This window comes from Vibrio sp. 10N.261.55.C5, from assembly GCF_041470505.1.
GTDB classification, from domain to species: Bacteria; Pseudomonadota; Gammaproteobacteria; order Enterobacterales; family Vibrionaceae; genus Vibrio; species Vibrio crassostreae_C.
Genome location: NZ_JBFRMS010000012.1, coordinates 1 through 17,577 on the forward strand (window position 1 = coordinate 1; position 17,577 = coordinate 17,577).

The 17,577-nt window shown below is 45.0% G+C and carries 8 protein-coding genes; 3 read left to right on the forward strand and 5 right to left on the reverse strand.

Annotated features, from left to right (window positions below):
• The 3 genes from AB4263_RS04730 to speA form a co-directional block, all read right to left on the reverse strand.
• A partial coding sequence (locus AB4263_RS04730; protein ID WP_372097723.1) for a retention module-containing protein occupies positions 1-8,831 on the reverse strand: 8,831 nt, incomplete at its 3' end.
• 663 nt (positions 8,832-9,494) lie between these two features.
• On the reverse strand, positions 9,495-10,424 hold the full coding sequence (speB, locus tag AB4263_RS04735) for an agmatinase (RefSeq protein ID WP_372097725.1): 930 nt from the start codon (positions 10,422-10,424) through the stop codon (positions 9,495-9,497).
• Positions 10,424-12,331 (reverse strand): arginine decarboxylase, encoded by a 1,908-nt coding sequence (gene speA / locus AB4263_RS04740; RefSeq protein WP_372097727.1) that lies wholly within the window; start codon positions 12,329-12,331, stop codon positions 10,424-10,426. The genes speB and speA overlap by 1 nt, the downstream gene beginning before the upstream one ends.
• Positions 12,332-12,892: 561 nt before the next feature.
• On the opposite strand from speA, the gene AB4263_RS04745 reads away from it, so the two are divergent.
• The 3 genes from AB4263_RS04745 (at position 12,893) to AB4263_RS04755 (ending at position 16,524) form a co-directional block, all read left to right on the forward strand.
• On the forward strand, positions 12,893-14,329 hold the full coding sequence (locus AB4263_RS04745; RefSeq protein ID WP_372097729.1) for a coniferyl aldehyde dehydrogenase: 1,437 nt from the start codon (positions 12,893-12,895) through the stop codon (positions 14,327-14,329).
• Complete coding sequence (locus tag AB4263_RS04750) at positions 14,326-14,904, forward strand: TetR/AcrR family transcriptional regulator (RefSeq protein WP_017066051.1); 579 nt, start codon at positions 14,326-14,328, stop codon at positions 14,902-14,904. The genes AB4263_RS04745 and AB4263_RS04750 overlap by 4 nt, the downstream gene beginning before the upstream one ends.
• A gap of 414 nt (positions 14,905-15,318) precedes the next feature.
• On the forward strand, positions 15,319-16,524 hold the full coding sequence (locus tag AB4263_RS04755; protein ID WP_372097731.1) for a leucine-rich repeat-containing protein kinase family protein: 1,206 nt from the start codon (positions 15,319-15,321) through the stop codon (positions 16,522-16,524).
• A gap of 114 nt (positions 16,525-16,638) precedes the next feature.
• Here the strand turns inward: AB4263_RS04755 and AB4263_RS04760 are convergent, their stop codons facing one another.
• Both AB4263_RS04760 and yqfB read right to left on the reverse strand, forming a co-directional pair.
• The gene (locus AB4263_RS04760; protein WP_017063604.1) at positions 16,639-17,088 is read right to left on the reverse strand and encodes a hypothetical protein; all 450 of its coding nucleotides are present in this window, start codon (positions 17,086-17,088) and stop codon (positions 16,639-16,641) included.
• A 68-nt stretch (positions 17,089-17,156) separates the two neighbouring features.
• A complete protein-coding gene (gene yqfB, locus AB4263_RS04765; RefSeq protein WP_017063603.1) occupies positions 17,157-17,471 on the reverse strand; it encodes a N(4)-acetylcytidine aminohydrolase in 315 nt (104 codons plus the stop codon).
• Positions 17,472-17,577: the final 106 nt, after the last annotated feature.

The following is a 17,577-nucleotide window of genomic DNA, read 5'->3' on the forward strand; positions in this document are numbered from 1 at the left end:
GTTTCAGATAGTGAGATTGGCGGAATGACATCAATGGTCGGAACATCACCATCGGTAATGGTCAGCGTCACTGTTGAGGTAAGAACGTCATCATCGCCATCGCTCGACGTCACCACGATGCTCTTAACGATATCGCCAGCCGAGTGGTCTAAATCGCGGTTCGGCTCAAAGCGCACTTCCCCTTGAGTCGTAATAAACAGTGAGCCTTCCGTGAAAGTAAACTCTTGCTCGGTCGCATCATTCGGGTCTAGAGAGTAAGCGGTGCCGTCATAGGTAAATTGAGTCACGCTCGCGCCATCAGCACTTGCGGATGTTAATACATCGAAAACGGATGTCGTTGGCGTACCTGCAGCTAAGTCAGCCTCAGTAGGCTCTTCAATTGTCAGTTCGCCACTTGCCATAACTTGAACATCATCAGTAATCATCACCGATAGTGGTGACATTAACGAATCATCACCGTCGCTATCGACAGCGTAAACTGGCAAGTTGAATGTTAGATCGTTATTGCCTTGAATCGGTGTGTGGTCAATCGCTTCCAGAAGCGTGAAGGTATACTCACCCAAAGTGGTACTGCTGAAATCGAGTGTAAATACCGTGGTTTCGACATTCGAAATATCAGTCGTGAAACCAATGTAATTACCTGAACCTGTTGGCTCTTCTCGAATCTCAATGATCAAGCCATCGGACTTGAGCGCATTGTTAGTATTAAACTCATTTGGCTCTAAACGGAATTTCTCAACATCATCGCTTTGATTCGTGAATGAGATGGTTTCTGTTTGGCTCACAGCACCAACGATTGGAGAAGAGCCATCCGCTAAATCTGCTTCAGCAAGCGCGATGCTTGGCACCGATTCAATCGTTGGGATATCACCATCAATAATCGTTAATGTGACAGTGGCCGTTTCAACATCCACATCGCCATCACTTGACATGAAGACGAGATTTTTAACAATATCCCCACTCTCGTGGTCTAAATTACGGTTCGGTTCAAAACGCACATTGCCTTCAATGGTGACGAACACATCACCCTCAGTGAACGTAAATTTCTGCTCACCTGTGATTGTTGGATCTAGAGTTTGAGCGGTACCACCGTCATAGGTGAACTGAGTAATCACTGCGCCATCGGCACTTTGCGCCGTCATTACATCAATCGTATTGGTCGTCACCGTACCGTCAGCTAAATTCGGCTCGGTAATACCCAGCGTACCGTTCGCCATGATTTGGACGTCGTCACCAATAGTCACCGACAACGGAGACATCAAGGAATCATCACCATCTGAGTCCACCGCATAAACTGGTAAGTCGAAGGTCAGTTCGTTGTTATCTAAGCCATCGGCATGGTCTAAAGCTTCAATTAAAGTAAAGGTGTATTCGCCTAACGTAGTACCGGAGAAGCTTAAGCTGAAGACAGGAACGTCCGTTCCAGCGTCATCAATAAAGCCAACATAAATGCCTGAGTCTGCTGGGTCTTCTTTAAGCTCAACCGCAATGTTGTTCGACGTTAACGCACCACCCACATTGAACTCGGTCGGTTCGATTCGGAACTTCTCAACATCATCACTTTGGTTGGTAAACGAGATAGTCTCGGTTTGACTCACCGCACTGCCGCTTGGTGTCGAGCCATCGGCAAGCTGTGTTTCTGATAGCGTCACGCTTGGTACGGATTCGATGGTTGGAATATCACCATCAGTAATCGTCAGAGTGACCGTTGACGTCACCACATCGTTATCTAAATCGCTTGAGGTCACCACAATCGATTTGACGATGTCTTCGCTAACCGTGTGGTCTAGATTGCGGTTTGGTTCGAAGCGTACTTCACCTTCAAGTGTGATAAACAGAGAGCCTTCAGTGAAGATAAACTCTTGCTCACCGGTATCAGCTTGGTCAAGCGTCAGTGGAGTCCCACCATCGTAAGTAAACTCAGTAATGGTCGCGCCATCAGCACTCTGCTCTGGCATCACATCAATGGTACTGGTTGTGATTGTGCCGTCTGCAAGATTTGGCTCAGTGATATCTAACGTACCATCCTGCATGATTTGAACATCATCACCAATGGTCACGTTAAGTTGAGACACCAACGAGTCATCGCCATCGCTATCGACCGCGTAAACCGGTAAGTCGAAACTCAAATTATTATTTGCGAGGCCATCTACATGGTCTAGTGCTTCAAGTAAGGTGAAGGTGTATTGACCTAAATTGGTATCCGAGAAACTAATCGTGAACACATTGGTTTCAACATTCGAACCATCAGTAACATAACCGATGTAGCCGCCCGGTGTGGTTGGGTCAGCTTTCAGCTCGACAGCTAATCCGTTTGATGTGAGAGTGCCGCCAAAATTGAACTCAGTCGGTTCAATACGGAAGCTGGTCACATCATCACTTTGAGTGGTGTAAGTAATAGTTTGAGTTGAGCTAACCGCGCTACCGCTTGGTGCAGAGCCATCACTCAGATTGGTTTCCGACAAGTTCACAGTTGGCACATTATCAATGGTCGGAATATCACCATCGGTAATGGTCAGCGTGACGGTTGAGGTCAACACATCGTTATCGGAGTCACTAGATGTCACCACGATTGATTTCACGATGTCTTCGTTCAGCGTGTGGTCTAGATTACGATTAGGCTCAAAGCGCACTTCGCCTTCAAGAGTGATGAATAGTTCACCTTCCGTGAAGCTAAACTGTTGTTCGCCATTGTCATTTTGGTCAAGTGTTCGAAGTTGGCCATCATAAGTGAATTGAGTGATCGTCGCGCCATCGGCACTTTGATTTGGCATCACATCAATGGTGTTAGTTGTCACAATGCCAGCGGCCAAATCTGCGACGGTTGGCTCGACGATATCTAACGTACTATCTTGCATGATTTGAACATCATCACCGATAGTGACATTTAACGGAGACATCAGTGAATCATCGTCATCACTGTCTACCGCATAAACAGGCAGTTCAAAACTGAGGTCGTTGTTGCCACGGGCATCTTGGTGGTCCAACGCTTCAAGCAAAGTGAAGGTATATTCACCTAATGTGGTGCTAGAAAAACTCAGCGTAAATACCGTGGTTTCAACATTCGTCGCACTAGTAGTAAAACCAATGTAGTCACCCGACCCCGCCGGCTCTTCACGTAACTCAACGGCTAAAGCGTTCGATTTAAGATCGTCGTTAGTATTGAACTCAGTTGACTCAATACGGAAACGAACCACATCATCACTTTGATTGGTAAACGTGATGGTTTGAGTCGAGCTTACCGCGCTGCCACTCGGAGCAGAGCCATCGCTCAGGTTAGTTTCAGAAAGGGTAACGCTTGGAATGACGTCGATCGTAGGGTTATCACCATCCGTAATCGTCAGCGTTACGGTTGAAGTCAGAGCGTCGTTATCGAAATCACTTGAAGTCACTACTATCGACTTCACGATGTCTTCGCTAACGGAATGGTCTAGGTCGCGGTTTGGCTCAAAGCGCACTTCACCTTCAAGGGTGATAAACAGCTCGCCTTCCGTGAAGCTGAATTGCTGCTCGCCATTGTCATTTTGATCAAGCGTTCGTAGCTGACCATCATAAGTGAACTGAGTGATCGTCGCGCCATCGGCACTTTGATTTGGCATCACATCAATGGTGTTGGTTGTGATTGTTCCATCAGCTAGATTTGGCTCAGTGATATCTAACGTACCGTCTTGCATGATTTGGACATCATCACCAATGGTCACATTAAGCTGAGACACCAATGAATCGTCGCCGTCTGTATCCACAGCATAAACAGGCAGATCGAAGCTCAGATCGTTCTTATCTAAACCATCTACATGGTCTAACGCTTCAAGCAGAGTAAAGGTGTATTCACCCAATGAGCTCGTAGAGAAAGCAATCGTAAACACTGGGATTTCAGCGCCCGAACCGTTGGTAATAAAGCCAATGTAAGTACCCGGATTAGCCGAATCTTCTTTTATCTCAACCGCAAATCCATTCGATTTCAGTGCACCGCCCACATTGAACTCTGTTGGCTCAATACGGAAACTGGTCACATCATCACTTTGATTGGTGAAGGTAATCGTCTCAGTTTGACTAACTGCAGTGCCACTTGGCGCAGAGCCGTCACTAAGATTGATTTCAGACAGAGTAACGCTTGGCACTGCATCAATGGTTGGGATATCACCATCAGTAATCGTCAGAGTGACCGTTGACGTCACCACATCGTTATCTAAATCGCGTGAAGTCACCACTATCGACTTCACGATATCTTCGCTAGCTGTGTGATCTAGATTGCGATTGGGTTCGAAACGCACGTCACCTTGAAGAGTGATGAACAACTCGCCTTCAGTGAAGCTAAATTGCTGCTCACCATTGTCCGTTTGATCCAGTGTTCGAACTTGACCGTCATAAGTGAACTGAGTGATCGTCGCACCATCGGCGCTTTGCTCTGGCATCACATCGATGGTATTGGTTGTAATTGTGCCGTCTGCAAGATTTGGCTCAGTGATATCTAACGTACCATCCTGCATGATTTGAACATCATCACCGATGGTTACATTTAACTGAGACACCAATGAATCATCGCCATCACTGTCAACGGCGTAGACTGGCAGATCAAAGCTCAGATCGTTATTTGCAAGGCCATCCGCATGGTCTAATGCTTCAAGTAAAGTGAAGGTGTATTGACCTAAATTGGTATCCGAGAAGCTAATCGTGAACACGTTAGTTTCAACGTTCGAGCCATCAGTAACAAAGCCGATGTAGCCGCCCGGAGTGGTTGGATCGGCCTTCAGCTCAACCGCCAATCCGTTTGATGTGAGAGCGCCACCAACATTAAATTCAGTCGGTTCAATACGGAAGCTTGTCACATCATCACTTTGAGTGGTGTAAGTAATAGTTTGAGTTGAACTCACCGCGCTGCCGCTAGGTGCAGAGCCATCACTCAGATTAGTTTCAGACAAGTTCACAGTTGGAACATTATCAATGGTTGGGATATCACCATCGGTAATGGTCAGCGTGACGGTTGAGGTAAGCACATCGTTATCGGAGTCACTAGATGTCACCACGATTGATTTCACAATGTCTTCGTTCAGCGTGTGGTCGAGATTGCGGTTGGGCTCAAAGCGCACTTCGCCTTGAAGCGTGATGAATAGTTCGCCTTCAGTAAAACTGAATTGCTGTTCACCATTGTCATTCTGATCAAGGGTTCGTAGTTGACCGTCATAAGTAAACTGAGTGATCGTCGCGCCATCAGCACTCTGATTTGGCATCACATCAATGGTGTTAGTTGTTACCGTACCATCTGCAAGATTGGGCTCGACGATATCTAACGTACTATCTTGCATGATTTGAACATCATCACCGATAGTGACGTTTAACGGAGACACCAATGAATCATCGCCATCACTATCTACCGCGTAAACAGGTAAATCAAAACTGAGGTCGTTGTTGCCACGGGCATCTTGGTGGTCCAACGCTTCGATGAGTGTGAACGTGTATTCACCTAATGATCCAGAATTAAAGCTTAATGTGAATACTGGAGTTTCTACGTTCGTCGCACTGGTCGTAAAACCAATGTAGTCACCCGACCCTGCCGGGTCTTCACGTAACTCAACAGCTAAACCGTTCGATTTAAGATCATCGTTAGTATTGAACTCCGTTGACTCAATACGGAAACGAACCACATCATCACTTTGATTGGTAAAAGTAATAGTTTGAGTCGAGCTTACCGCGCTGCCACTTGGAGCAGAGCCATCGCTCAGGTTAATTTCAGAAAGCGTAACACTTGGAATAACATCAATCGTCGGGTTATCACCATCAGTGATCGTCAGCGTAATGGTTGAAGTCACCGGATCGTTATCGAAGTCGCTTGAAGTCACCACAATCGACTTCACGATATCTTCACTCACTGAGTGGTCTAGATCGCGATTAGGCTCAAAGCGCACTTCACCTTCAAGGGTGATAAACAGTTCGCCTTCTGTGAAGCTGAACTGCTGTTCTCCTGAAATACTTTGATCCAGTGTGTTTACGACACCGTCATAAGTGAAACGAGTGATCGTCGCGCCATCGGCACTTTGATTTGGCATTACATCAATGGTGTTGGTTGTGATTGTACCGTCAGCAAGATTTGGCTCGGTGATATCTAACGTACCGTCTTGCATGATTTGAACATCATCACCGATAGTCACATTAAGCTGAGACACCAATGAATCGTCGCCGTCCGTATCAACCGCATAAATAGGCAGATCAAAGCTCAGATCGTTCTTATCTAAACCATCTACATGGTCTAACGCTTCAAGCAGAGTAAAGGTGTATTCACCCAATGTGCTCGTAGAGAAAGCAATCGTAAACACTGGGATTTCAGCGCCCGAACCGTTGGTAATAAAGCCAATGTAAGTACCCGGATTAGCCGAATCTTCTTTTATCTCAACCGAAAATCCATTCGATTTAAGTGCACCGCCCACATTAAACTCTGTTGGTTCAATACGGAAACTTGCTACATCGTCGCTGCCTGCGGTAAAGGTAATCGTCTCGGTTGCGCTAACTGTACTTCCGCTGGGAGCAGAGCCGTCATTAAGGTTGGTTTCAGAGAGAGTCACAGGCGGGATCAAATCAATGATCGGATCTTGGCCATCGGTAATACTTAACTCAAGCGTCGAACTATCAGTATCCCCATCACCATCTTCGGCTAAAAATGAGAACTGTTTGACGATAGTTTCACTGCTTGAGTGGTCGATATCACGAGCGACTTCAAAACTGAAGTCACCGTTTAATGAGATAGTGACGACACCTTCAGTAAAACTGAAAATCTGGGTAGCATCGGGGAGCAGGCTTTGATCGAGTGAGTAATCAACACCGTCGTAGTTAAACGATTGAATTGTAGAACCATCTGCGCCTTCAAAATTGAACAGGTTATACGAAACAATAGTATCGCCCGCTAAGGTCGGCTCGGTGACTGATTCAACCTTATCAACTAATTCAACGACATCGTCTTTAACATTAACGAGGATCTCAGCAGCTTCTGGTGTGTTCGAACCTCCAGACAGTGCAGAACGGTCGCTATCTGCATCAACAGCATAAATTGGCAATGCAAAAGTTAACAGCGCATCTTCAGCGCCTTGATGAGAAAGTTCTTCATAAAGATTAAACTCATAGTTGCCCAATGAAGGGCTATCAATTTTAACGTCAAAGACCGTAATTCTCGAACCATTGACCTCAACATAACCTTCGTAAGTTCTTACACCGTTGGTTTCATCAATCAACTCAAGTAGCACAGCCTCGCCATTTGAAACCAAGGTGCCATTAGTATTAAATTCAGTGGGTTCTAGCTCATAATGGTCAATGATGTCACTTTCAAAAATGTCCGCGGTGATACTGCCAGTGCCAGACACTGGCGCCGTGCCCTCTTGTGAGCCGCCAACAATGCCCGCTTCATCAACATCAATACTGTCAACATTAGTAATAACAGGGCTATCGCCATCAGTAATGGCAATGTTGATCGTATTGGTTACAACATCTTGGTCAAAATCGGTAATCGTGATTGGCAAAGCGAACGTCAGTGAATCGGTACCCACTTGTTCTATCGGATTAGACTGCTCGAATTTATAGGTGCCATCGGTATCTAGAGAGATAGTGAGAACAACCTCACCTCGACCTTGGATGGACAGAGTAATCGTTGTTCCATCATCAGAAAGTCTCGCAAGCGTGTTTTGATTATCACTGAGCAACCCATCAAACTGGTCCAGTGCACTTGCATCAAATACGGCTGATTGAAGGTTATCACTACCAATATTTGAGAACGTCCCTTCGATTGCCGCGCTGCTAGTTTCAACGTTAGTGATATTGACACTTTCAACAGACGGATCTATCCCGTCAAACACTGAAACTTGTGCGTTAACGGGTGTTGCTAGCGGGTTCCCAGCGGTGTCTTCACCTTGAATATCAAAGGCAATATCTATTTGATCGCCAGTGTAAGAAACCTGACCACCGCCAACCGACGGTACATGATCAATCGGCTGGGAAATCGTTGTGGTTAGAGAAAGCTCAATGTTATTGCCAACACTGACGGCATCAATGTCGATACGTAATACTTCGTCGGTACCTTGAACACCAACGATAGAATTAGTCGTCGCGTCATAGGTGAAGATAACGGACTGACCACTTGAAGTAATGTCGCTGTTTAATTCACTAAGTAGTGAAGCGAGGGATAAAGTTTCTGGAATGAAAGAGTTAGGGGCGAGAGCTAAACTACCAGCAATAATCGTTTCTGTCGTTGTTACAGATTGGGGATAGGTATTGCCAGATATGGAGCCTTCAGTCAGTGTTTCACTGATTGATTGGCCACCTGATGAACGAGTGATAGATCTGAATTCTTCTCTGTCTTCATCAACAGTTTGTTCTGCTAGACCAGCGGTCTCAAAGAAAGTCGATGGATGAGTTTCAGTGTAGTTATAGTCAATCGTCACAAAGCCAGCATTTGCAGAACCTAGTCCGCCACCAGCAGCCGTTGCTTCTAAGATTTGAGTCGGATCGGCACCACCTAAAATGGCTTCTTGAATTGCAGCAAGGTCGTCTTCAGTAAAGGTTTCTGCATCTGATTGCTGTAAGTCAAAATTAACCTCACCAGCTATTGGGGCATCTACCCATGCAGCGTTGTCATCAACACAACCGACGCAATTCTCTGCAACCGGAATCGAATCATTCTGAACGCCTAATACAAGCTCTGACTTGTTGGCCGTAATCACGATCTCATTTTCACGGATGGTATCGCCAACTGAAACTTTTCTTGCGCTACCGTCTGGCTTAACTACGACGACATCTCCACTCGTTGCTTCAACTACCGCAACCTGGCGCGAAACTTCAATATCCATACATCCCCCGTTGTCACAAAGCACTATTTTTAAGCGCTGTGAAAATTATTTGTAATAGCAATTTCAGGTTTTAATTGAACGCATACTTAGCTCTCATCAATGGCAATCCATCGTTATGCCCAATCGGCTTGAAAAGAGAGAAGTATTTCACCTGTTTTTTTATAGTTTACTTACCCTTAAGCCTAGTCTTCCCCATAAAAAATGCCATGTCTGTGCGAAGAGACATCTTTTCGCAAATCCAAGTATTCTTTCAAGGCTTAAAAACCCTAGTCAAAAGTTAGTAGGATGCTGATTAATATGCAAATGAGCGCGCAATATAAATACACATCTTCGTTTTATAAATATATACAGTAACAAAGTTGATAAATCATTAGCGAATACAGGGCATTAATAGCGGTAAGCTCTGCATCCTTAGTAAAGCAGAGGCAAGTCCCATCTTTGAGACACCTCTCAGAATCAATGTGATGATTTTTCGCTCACAAATCATGAGATAGACCGTAGAATACGAGCCTTTTAGCCTATTAGTTCACAGCCAAGAAAAGACTACTTACTGAGATGCGAGAATAGAATTTTTGTTGCTCGGCAAAACAAAAAAGCCCACTAAGTTGAAACTTAGTGGGCTTTAAAATCAGTATGTAGCGTTACGCTTTTAACAATCAAACACTATGATTTAGCGAGGCGATTTGCCGTCCAAACATAAAGCAGCTCAAGTGCGATAGTTGCACCAGCCAGTGCTGTAATCTCGCTTTGGTCATACGCTGGAGAAACTTCTACAACGTCCATACCAACCATGTTGATGCCCTGCAAACCGCGGATAATTTTCAGGACTTTATCTGAGTTCAAACCGCCGCATACTGGCGTACCTGTACCCGGAGCAAAAGCAGGATCCAGACAATCGATATCAAACGTTAGGTAAACAGGCTTATCACCGACAATGCCTTTCACTTGAGCAATGATCTCATCCACGCTCATGTCATTCGCTTGCATCGCATTAATAACGTTAAAGCCGTGTCCTTCCTGCTTGTACTCTGTACGAATACCAATTTGCACTGAATGTTCAGGCGAAATTAAACCTTCATTTGGCGCATGGTAGAACATAGTACCGTGATCGTAACGACTGCCCTGACTGTAAGTGTCAGTGTGCGCGTCGAAGTGAATCAGAGCCATTTCACCGTACTTCTTGCCGTATGCTCTTAGCAAAGGCAATGTAATGAAGTGATCGCCACCTAAACCTAACAGAGTTTTACCACTATTTAGAATCGCATCAGCGGCTGCTTCTAAACGCTGAGTTAAATCTTCAGCATCACCGCAATCAAACACAAGATCGGCAGCATCAATCACCGAGGTATGTTCAAATACATTGAAGTCCCAAGGAAACTTTTTGCCTTCCCACGCCAAGTTTACCGACGCACGACGAATCGCATCAGGCCCCATACGAGCGCCCGGGCGACCAGACGTCGCCATATCTAACGGCACGCCCAACACAACCACATCAGCATCGTTATCAATTGGGTTCTGTACCAATGGACGACGCATAAACGTCATCGCATTGGAATACAGCGAGTAATCTGGTTTGGTAAATAGATCGTTCATTAAAAATCCTCAAGATAGGTGTAACCCATCAAGCCTTGCTCTAACTCTTCAAGTACGCTTTGCTGCTCTTGTGCTGGTACTTTCGCCGTTACTAATTCTTTGTAGTTCTGACGAATTAGATCCATATCGATATGAACATAACGCATCATGTCTTCAACCGTGTCGCCTTCGTTGATGTAGTCGATATTCGCTTGACCACTTTCATCAACATTCACCACAACACTGTGCGTATCACCAAATAGGTTATGCATATCACCCAAGATCTCTTGGTATGCGCCTACTAGGAAAAAGCCCATCAGGTAAGGTTCGTCTGGGTTCCATGCTGGCACTGGCAACGTTGTTTCAATGCCCTGCCCGTCAACATACTGATCGATCGTACCGTCAGAATCACATGTGATATCCAGTACTACCGCGCGTCGCTCGTCCGCATTGTCCAAACCACTTAGAGGTAATACAGGGAATACCTGATCGATACCCCAAGCATCTGGCAACGATTGGAACAACGAGAAGTTAACAAAGAACTTGTCGGCTAAACGCTCGCTCAACTCATCCAAAATAGGACGGTGGTAACGGTTCTTAGTGCTCATTCGAGAGCTAAGTTCATAGTTAATACGCAAAGACATCTGTTCTGCCCAAGCACGGTGCTGAAGGTTCAGCATGCCTGTCGCAAATTGGTTGTGTGCTTCTGCGATATCACTTTGCGTGTCGTTGTAGATCTCAATCAACGCACGGTCATCATTACCTGCATCTAACTCCAAGAAGTTCTTCCACATGTTGTTTAGCAACAGTGGTGCGTCTGCTTCTGGCGCAGCCATATCTTCCGGTGAGTAGCTTTCAGTACCAATCACGTTGGTGATCAACACAGCATGGTGCGCAGTCAGTGAGCGACCAGACTCCGAAATAATCACAGGTTGTGGCTGATTGTAGAGTTTACAAATATCCCCTACTGTCATCACGATGTTACGAGCGTACTCAAGCAAGCCGTAATTCATTGAGTTTGAAGATTGGCTACGCGTGCCGTCGTAATCGACTGCCAAGCCACCACCAACATCTAAGAACTTCAGTTGAGCGCCAATATCACGCAGTTCACAGTAGAAACGAGCCGCTTCACTCACGCCATTTCGCACGTCACGAATGTTTGCCATTTGTGAACCTAGGTGGAAGTGCACGAGTTCAAGTACATCCAGCTGGTCTTCGGCTTTCAAGCGTTCGATAACAGTAAGCACTTGTGATGCAGACAAACCGAATTTCGACTTCTCACCACCACTTGCTTGCCATTTACCTGCACCTTGAGAAGCAAGACGAATACGTAAACCCAAACGAGGTTTTACGCCAAGTGCTTTCGCTTCAGAAAGAACAAGATCAAGCTCAGACAACTTCTCTAGAACGATAAAGACTTTGTGGCCTAGCTTTTCGCCAATCAGCGCAAGACGGATGTATTCTCTGTCTTTGTAACCGTTACACACGATCACAGAGCTCGCTTTTTGAGCCAACGCCAGTACCGCTAATAGTTCAGGTTTGCTGCCCGCCTCTAGTCCTAGCTGCTTTTGCTCCAATTGAGCTTGGCTCGCTAAGATCTCATCAACCACTTCTTTTTGTTGGTTAACTTTAATCGGATAAACAAGTAGGTAACGATTGTCGTACTGATATTCGTCGATCGCTTGGTTAAATGCGTTACAGATATTGTGCACACGTTGATGCACTATTTGAGGAAAACGCACAAGAGCAGGTAAACCAATATTTCTTTGCTCTAACTGTTTTACGATCTTACTTAGTGGGACTTGATGATCCGTCTCGCTCGGTGAAACATACACCTCACCGTTATCATCAATTCCATAAAAACCTTGGCTCCAGTGCTTTACATTATACTCAGCACGGATGCGTTCCAAATTAACCGAATTTTCCAATTCTAGAGACCTCACACTATAGGGCCATCGACAGAAGATACCTCTTTGGAATAGCGAGGTATAACCCAACAAAAAGCGTTCAAAAACGATTTGTTGGCTGCATTAACCGATATTATTAAGAGCGAGTCCAACCATTGATATTTGTGGTGACGATTACGTTTTTTTATCGACAGATCGACTTAAAATGACAGGTAAGGAATTACAAGGTTTTAGGGTAAAAAACAGGCTGAAGCGCATTAAATATAAAGCAATTTCTCACATTAAATTAGGGAGAAAAAATGTGCAGAAACCAAAAGATTTTTAGTAAATTGAGTGAGGTTAAGTCAGAGTTGTGACAAATATAAGCACTTCACAATCTGAACTCTCGCTATCACCAACACAGCTTGTGTCCCGCGATTCGATGCCGATAAACACTTCATTCTTCCTACTAGAACTCGCTCACTTCAATGTTGTAACCGCTCAATTTTTGAACTTTTCTCGCGCATATCTTGTATTCGGTTCAATCTTCTTGTAATTTTAACTGACCAACCAATCGGTCAGCCTTCGAATTTAGGGGATACTATGAGCCATAATCTAGACCTTGAACCAAACACGTCGAGCACCAACGACATGGATCAAATATTCAACCGACAACAAGATCACTACCGTAACAACGTTAATCCAACACTTGATCAGAGACGAAATGATCTCTCAGTCTTGAAAAAACTATTAATGCGCTACCAAGAGCAGTTAATTGAAGCGGTATCAGAAGATTATGGCCATCGAGCAGAGCACGACAGCTTAATTGCTGACATCACCCCTTCCCTACACCAGATCAATTACAGTGATAAAAACCTGAAGAAGTGGTTGAAGCCTTCACGTCGAAAAGCCGGCTTGATGCTAACACCAGCCAAGATTACTGTGCATTATCAGCCAGTAGGTGTGGTTGGTATCATCGTGCCTTGGAACTTCCCAGTCATGCTCTCTTTAGGCCCTCTGATCACAGCGTTAGCAGCGGGCAACACGGCGATGCTCAAGATGTCGGAGTTTACTCCAGCGACCAACCGAGTTTTAAAAGCGATGTTGGCCGAAGGCTTTAGTGAAGATCAGGTTGCGATTATCGAAGGCGAAGCTGACGTTTCCGCTAAATTTAGCCAACTGCCGTTTGACCATATCCTTTTCACAGGCTCAACCGCTGTGGGTAAACACGTTATGAGAGCAGCGGCTAACAACTTAACACCAGTTACCTTGGAATTAGGCGGCAAATCTCCAACCATCATTGCCCCTGACTTTGATGTAGCTGACGCTGTTGAACGTATCTTGTTTGCCAAGAGTCTAAACGCTGGCCAGATATGTGTAGCGCCTGATTACATCTTATTGCCGCGAGAAAAATCAGACGAGTTCATCACAGCCTATAAGCGTTATTTCAAGAAGCTTTATAAAGCCGGTATTGAGAGCAAAGACTTAACCTCAGTGATCAACATGCGCCAATACAATCGCTTGAAAGGTGTCATTGAAGACGCACAAGCCAAAGGCGCGGTTATTCACACGGTAACCGAACAAGCACAAGACGATGTAAACCACAGAATGACGCCGCACCTTCTCACCGAAGTGAACGATGAGATGCTCGCGATGCAAGAAGAGCTGTTTGGTCCTGTTTTGCCTATCGTGCCTTATGATTCCATCGAAGAAGCAATCAATTACATCACAGAGAGAGAACGCCCACTGGCTCTGTACCTAATGAGCCATAATAAAGAAACCCAAGACAAGCTTTTATCAGACACGCACTCTGGCGGCGTGTGTATTAATGATTCTTTGGTGCATGTGGCTGCAGAAGACGCACCATTCGGTGGCATCGGCCCTTCAGGCATGGGACACTATCACGGCATTGAGGGCTTCAAGACCTTTAGCCATGCCAAAACCGTTCTAAGTAGAGGAAAAATCAACTTCACCAAGTTAATGCATCCTCCTTACAACAACCCAATCAAGAAACTGATGTTCAAAGTACTCAATAGATGATCACCAAAAGACAAAAAATCCTAGATGCTGCACTCCTGCTCTTCTCTCAACAAGGGCTAGAGGGCACATCTACCGGACAAATAGCGAAAACAGCCGGCGTGGCAAAAGCGACGTTGTTCCACCACTTCGAGAATAAATCTCTATTGATTGATGAACTGTTTCGCGAGCTGAAGCTAGAGCTATTCTCGACCCTTCAACCGCACACTGATGTGGCTGTAGAAGATCGCTACCAAACCTTTAAGTTCATGTGGATCACAGGAATTGAGTGGGCATTAGAGAATCCGGTTGCGATGAAGTTCTTCACCAATGTTCATTTCGACCCAACGACTCAAACTCGAGAAGTGATTGTTTCACAGATGTTCGCATCGCTAGACGAGATCATTTTGAAAGGGCAACAAGATGGTGAATTGATGGTGTTGGACATTAACCTTGTTAGACACTTCATTCATAGCCACTTTCTGATTTGTGCAAACTGGCTGATTGAACAAAGCGAGTCTCCACCAGAGCAAACATCGAAGTACATCAACGATAGCTTTGATATGTGTTGGCGCGCCGTTGGTGGGCAAACCAAGTAGCTTTAGCTTTAAGCCCAAGGCTCTAAGCTCTAAACCCTAAACCCTAAACCAAAAACCAAAAACCAAAAACCAAAAACCAAAAAATATAAATTCTAGATTCAATTTATTTCCAATAATGATCACTAAAGCGCCACACAGGCGCTTTAATTATTTGAACACAATTCAATCACCTAGACATCGACTCGAAGCAAATATTGGCTTCGGCTCTGCGTGAATACCAAGGCGCATTCATCTTGGTCAGTCATGATAGCGATTTTGTTGAGGAGGTCGGCGTTAGCCAAAACCATATCCAGCTTTAACCTTCGTAAATTCGTTCACTTAGTTTAGTTAAGCGAGTATTCTTCCGGATACTCGCCTTTCTTGATTGAGACAAGTAAACTACGCGCCTCGAACATCTATTCATAAGGCTAAGGTTTGCATACTCTAGAACAATTAAAATCAGGGCAACTTAAAGGTATTAAGCGCTTAAAACTGTCGGAAAGTCTCACCGAGTTTCCTCTAGAAATCATAGAGCTTGCAGATTCTCTTGAGATCCTAGACCTTTCAGGTAATCAGCTGTCAGACCTACCAGCCGAGTTATCAAAGCTAACTAACCTGCGTATTATCTTCGCGTCGAATAACCTGTTTACGCACCTGCCTGATGTTCTTGGGTCACTTCCTAAGCTTGAAATGATCGGTTTCAAGACCAACCAAATCAAAACCGTAAGTGAAGTATCTCTACCACCTCAATTACGCTGGTTGATCCTGACCGACAATGAGATTGAGGCCCTGCCTAGCTCACTAGGTGAAAGACCGCGACTACAGAAACTGGCATTGGCGGGTAACAAGATTCGCGTGTTACCAGAAAGCATGGAAAACCTATCCAACCTTGAGCTAGTTCGCCTGTCTGCAAACCAGTTGACTGAATTCCCAGAGTTCCTTATCAAGCTACCAAAACTGGCTTGGTTAGCGTTTGCGGGTAACCCGTTTTGCAAACACCCTAGCAGCTTAGATAGCGTGCCTGCGGTTAGCTCTCAAAGCTATTCATTGAATCAAGTACTTGGCCAAGGCGCATCTGGCGTGATCTCGCATGCAAGCTGGCTAAACAGCGACTTCGATTTTCCACAGGAAGTGGCGGTTAAAGTGTTTAAAGGCGAAGTCACCAGTGACGGCTACCCACATGATGAACTGGAAGCGTGCTTGCAGGCTGGACACCATAACAACTTGGTAAAATCTATCGCCCAAGTAGAGGAACAAGATTACCTAGCTTTGGTGATGGAACTCATTCCAAACAGCTACTACAACCTAGGGCTACCACCAACACTCGAGACTTGCACGCGTGATACTTTCCCAGAAGGTTTCGAACTTTCAATTGCTCAAATCAATAGCATTACAGAGCAGATGATTGATGTGTTTGAACACCTTCATGCCAATAAAGTCTCTCATGGTGATCTATACGCTCACAACACTTTAGTGAACGAACAAGGTCAGATGATCTTTGGTGACTTTGGCGCTGCGACTATCTACGGCTACCTAACTGAAGAACAGCAACAAGGTATTCGCCGAATTGAAGCACGTGCATTGAAGTACTTTATTGAAGACCTACTGACGATTTGTGTAAAGCAAGATCAAGACAGCTAGCTTTATACTCGATTGGCGAACTTCGAAGCTTAATAGAAGTATTCAGTCAGATTGAAGACAACAAAGCCAACATCACTGTTGGCTTTTTTATATGCTAATTAAACGAACCAGCGTTTAGCTTTCAACTTGAACAAGCTTCAAGTACGAATGCAGCTCTCCGCTCTTATACTCAACCGCAGAGTGAATATTAAGGTCAGCACGAGCCACAACAGCAAACTGGTAGCAGTTCTCACCCTTCAGAATCTCGACGTGTAACAAACCGTCTTTTAGTTGCCACTGCCCTGTTGTTTCAAATCGGTCGAACAAACGATATTCAATCAAAGAACCGTCAGCATTGAAGTGCACTTCAGTGATGTAACCGCCGGGGCAGCTCTTCACCCAAACTCGATTCTCGATATCACTGACCGTAAAGTTACGCCTTGTGTCACGCCACGCTAGAAAGCCTTCGCTATCATAAAGAGCAATGTCGAGATCAGTTCTAGAGATTAACGGCTGCTCATTTTGCTCACGACAATAAAGTTGAAGCAAAATTTGCTGAACTGTTTCGCTCTGTAATTCACTCATTGTGGCTTCCCTTTATCATTGCTCTGCGTTAGACGCAGTATTGATCAACAAATTCTATTTAAAGCGGGCTACACAAGCTCGTAAGAAACCACATACAGCTGAGAAATACCTGGGTAGATATCTTGAATCACGTCTTTCAGTACTTGCAGCGTCATGTTCTCTTGCTGAGCATGGAACTCACCTAAGTCATCAAACAAAATTGGCTCAACGCTGATGATCTTAAGATTACAGAACACACGGTCTTGCTCTAGCGTCGATACTTCCACAACACTGCCTGGCTGGTAGTCTCGCTCAGATTCATCACGAATAGTAATCGTCTTCTTGCCAGATAGGATGTCAGTTTCAAAACGTTCGAAGAACGTCATAGTGGTCGGTGCGGTCATTTATTTCGGTCGCTTTACATTTAAAGGTTAGGTAAATGTTTATATACCAGAATGCGTGTTCAAGCGAATAAAAATTAGGTGCGGGATGCGAGATGCGAGATGCGAG